The 3,614-nt window shown below is 52.8% G+C and carries 3 protein-coding genes and 1 tRNA gene; 1 reads left to right on the top strand and 3 read right to left on the bottom strand.

Annotation, left to right across the window (positions count from 1 at the left end; all coding sequences use genetic code 11):
- Positions 1 to 112: 112 nt before the first annotated feature.
- The 3 genes from Q7O77_RS15660 to Q7O77_RS15650 form a co-directional block, all read right to left on the bottom strand.
- A tRNA-Ser gene (locus tag Q7O77_RS15660) sits at positions 113 to 202 on the bottom strand.
- 317 nt (positions 203 to 519) lie between these two features.
- Complete coding sequence (gene fabA, locus Q7O77_RS15655) at positions 520 to 1,038, bottom strand: bifunctional 3-hydroxydecanoyl-ACP dehydratase/trans-2-decenoyl-ACP isomerase (protein ID WP_304169472.1); 519 nt, start codon at positions 1,036 to 1,038, stop codon at positions 520 to 522.
- Between the two features lie 90 nt (positions 1,039 to 1,128).
- Positions 1,129 to 2,856 (bottom strand): Lon protease family protein, encoded by a 1,728-nt coding sequence (locus Q7O77_RS15650; protein WP_304169468.1) that lies wholly within the window; start codon positions 2,854 to 2,856, stop codon positions 1,129 to 1,131.
- A 208-nt stretch (positions 2,857 to 3,064) separates the two neighbouring features.
- On the opposite strand from Q7O77_RS15650, the gene matP reads away from it, so the two are divergent.
- A complete protein-coding gene (matP, locus tag Q7O77_RS15645; RefSeq protein ID WP_304169466.1) occupies positions 3,065 to 3,526 on the top strand; it encodes a macrodomain Ter protein MatP in 462 nt (153 codons plus the stop codon).
- The last annotated feature ends 88 nt before the right edge of the window (positions 3,527 to 3,614 follow it).

Genomic DNA, 3,614 nt, shown 5'->3' with positions numbered 1-3,614 from the left:
GCAAAACGGCGATGCCGTTTTGTCGAACCCAGTCGAGGGTTCTCACCCTCCCTCAAGGGGATCTCTGGATACAAAAAAGCCTGAACATTCGCTCAGGCTTTCTTATGGAATATGGCGGTGAGGGAGGGATTCGAACCCTCGATACGTTTTCACGTATACACACTTTCCAGGCGTGCTCCTTCAGCCTCTCGGACACCTCACCGTATTGCCGCGCTCGGCAGCAACGGGGCGCTACTATAGGGAGTCGCCCTGTTACGGTCAAGCAGTATTTAGTGGTTTTGAAACATCTGGTTAAGCATTGTACGTTTGGCTGATAACTTCTGCTACTGAGTGGGTTTGACTTGCGTTGATATATGGAAAAAGGGGATGAAGAGGCTCGATTTAAGTGGGCTGCACGAGCCTGAATGCGGGAGAGGTTTGCATGGGGATGATTGCCGATAGTGGGATATCGTGTTACCACAGAGAGCAAAAAGGCATTCAGGGATGACCCGGAATGCCTTTCTTCTTAAAAGCGGTGGCTTAGAACGCGCTTGTATCTTTGAACAGGCCGACTTTCAGATCGCTCGCCGTATAGATGATGCGACCATCGACCAGCACTTCACCGTCCGCGATACCCATGATCAGTTTGCGATTGATAACACGCTTGAAATGGATGCGATAGGTGACTTTTTTGGCGTCAGGGAGAATCTGACCGGCGAGTTTGACTTCGCCTACGCCCAGCGCACGACCTTTACCTTCTCCGCCTAACCAGCCGAGGTAAAAGCCGACCAATTGCCACATGGCATCCAGCCCCAGGCAGCCAGGCATAACCGGGTCGCCAATGAAATGGCAGCCGAAGAACCACAGGTCGGGATTGATATCCAGCTCGGCTTCAACATAGCCTTTGTCATGCTGGCCGCCATCTTCGGTCATCTTGATGACACGATCCATCATCAGCATATTGCCAGAGGGCAACCGTGGGCCCTGTTGGCCGAACAGTTCACCGCGTCCGCTGGCGTAAAGATCTTCTTTCGAATAGGATTCGCGTTTATCTACCATGTTTCTTTAAGTCCTGTTTTTGTGAAGCGAGCAGGTTAGCGTACACGTGTACGCTGAGCAAGCCTATTACCGCTGGACATACCAGTTTCTCTATCGGAAAAACCAAGGGAAGCGACGGCGTTCCTGCGGTGTTAAAAGAGCGATACGCTCACGAATTGCAGCCAACAAGCTGGGGCGATGTTCTTCATCGTAAGCAACCTGTGTCAGCAGCGTTACCGCTTCTGCGACAGAGGATACCGGATAGATATGGAACTGCGCATTTTTCACGGCCTCAACCACGCCAGGCTGTAAACAGAGATGGCGCTGGTTGGTTGCGGGGATGATGACGCCTTGCTGACCGGTCAGGCCACGACGCTGGCAAACATCGAAGAAGCCTTCAATCTTTTCGTTAACGCCGCCGATGGGTTGAACGTGTCCAAACTGATCCACCGAACCGGTGACGGCAAATTGCTGATTGATAGGCTGTAGGGCCAGCGCGCTGATCAGGGCGCAAAGCTCCGCAAGGGAAGCGCTATCCCCGTCTACCTCACTGTAAGACTGCTCGAAAACGATAGAGGCAGAGAAGGGTAACTGCTGTTCCAACTGTAGTTCAGAAATCAGAAAAGCCTGCATAATCATCATGCCTTTGGCATGCAGGTTCCCCCCAAGTTCGGCTTTACGTTCGACATCCGTCAGTTCGCCATCGCCCGGATGTACTACGCAGCTGATTCGCGTCGGTTCGCCAATCATCATCGGATACCCCGGGTATTCCAGCACGGAAAGCCCATTGACCTGACCGATGACAGCGCCGTCGGTTTCAATCAGAATCTGACCGAGCTCAATATCGTCCTGTAACCGTTCATACAGGTAACTATCGCGCCAGCGGCGGGTAGTTTCGGCATCGTTGATCGCCTGCGCAGAGAGGGTTTCCTGCTGTGCGTAAAGCGAAGCGTGTTTCAACTGATGAGTCAGCCATTTTGGACACAGGGGCAGACAGCCCTGATCGTCACTATGGCGGACAGCATGGGTGACTAGTGCGTTCCATCCGTCTTCCGCCAGCAGCGGAAGCTGATTCTCATGACACAGGGCGTTGATGTATGCACACCAATGCACCATATCCTCAGGCGCGATCAGCGAGAGTTGAGATTCAAACTCGCCATAAATGGCGTCTCCGCTCAGTTCGGGCTCCATATCGTGCAGGTCGGCCAGACTTTCACGATCTCCCACCACGATCAGACGCAGGTCGACAGGCATCGGCGGCACGTCGACTGGCAACGGGCGGCGTTCATCTGGCGAGAGCCACGAGTGTTGTCCTGAGACTATTGTCTGCTTCAACCGAAGCCACATCAGCGGCTGTGCCAGCAGCGTACGTGCAGAGAGAATCAATACGCCGCCGTTGACCTGATGAATCAGTCCGGGCTGTAGCTGAATATCGTCCTGGAACAGGCGTACGCAACCGAACAACTGCTCCGGCTCAATCCATTCCTGATACCCACACCGTATTTTGGCCGCAAAATTGTCATCCTGATGCAGGGCCGGCTGGACGCTGATACGGCGACCGGAGATCTGATACAGGCTGCCGGAAAACGCTTTTTCCATTGACGTATTAGCGTTAACGGCTCGGGCGATCAGCCGCAGATAATCATCACTCTCCTGCGCTTTCAACAACATGAAGCGAGAAGGGGAGCGAGACTGGCAAAAGAGTGTCAGCGCATTCGCCAAACGGGGCTGGATCGCTGAAAACTCAGCGGGCGCCAGCTGCGCTGCCTGAGAGAATAATGTCTGATACGGGGTGAGATCAGGCAACAGTTGTTGCCATTCGAGTCGGTTGTTGGTCAAAGTATCTACAGCACTCGTCTAAAGGGAAAGCGGGATTATACAAAAATAATGCCTGATGCACATGAGAGCCTGCGTGTTGCCGACAACAACAAAGGCAGAATACCTATTCTGGCTGAAAAATGGTCAGTAAAAAGTTTGCCTGAAACAGGAAACTCGGGCCACAATGGAGATATGTCGGGCACGTTACACGGTCACTGAAGACTTTATTATGAAATACCAGCAATTAGAAAATCTTGAGTGCGGCTGGAAGTGGAAATATCTGGTCAAAAAGCACCGTGAAGGCGAGTCCATTACGCGCTTTATAGAGCAAAGTGCGGCCGATGAAGCGGTCAATGCGCTGCTCAGAATGGAAGATCAGCCCGCGAAAGTGCTCCAGTGGATTGATTCGTACCTCAATCCCGCGCTGGAGAACCGGATGAAGCAGACCATCCGCGCTCGGCGCAAACGGCACTTTAATGCGGAACATCAGCACACCCGCAAGAAATCCATCGATCTTGAGTATCTGGTATGGCAACGTTTGGCGGGATTGGCGCACCGTCGTGGCTGCACGCTGTCGGAAACCATCGTCCAGTTGATTGAAGACGCTGAACACAAAGAGAAATATGCCACTCAAATGTCGACGCTAAAACAGGATCTGCAGGCCATGCTTAACAGTAAGTCCGACCGCTGATTTTTGCGCAATCAGCCGACTTGGTTGACCCGTTCAATCAGGCTGAGGATCTCCCGGTCCGAAAATACCTCGACTCCCTTCGATCTCA

Source organism: Lonsdalea britannica, from assembly GCF_946477055.1.
Classification (GTDB): Bacteria; Pseudomonadota; Gammaproteobacteria; order Enterobacterales; family Enterobacteriaceae; genus Lonsdalea; species Lonsdalea britannica_A.
Note: the sequence above shows the minus strand (reverse complement) of the source record. Positions and strands in the feature narration are given on the sequence as shown.

What these genes read in the sequence shown, in the direction of transcription:
- fabA (WP_304169472.1), bottom strand. Translation starts at nt 1,038, where the DNA reads ATGGTAGATAAACGCGAATCCTATTCGAAAGAAGATCTTTACGCCAGC.
- matP (WP_304169466.1), top strand. Translation starts at nt 3,065, where the DNA reads ATGAAATACCAGCAATTAGAAAATCTTGAGTGCGGCTGGAAGTGGAAA.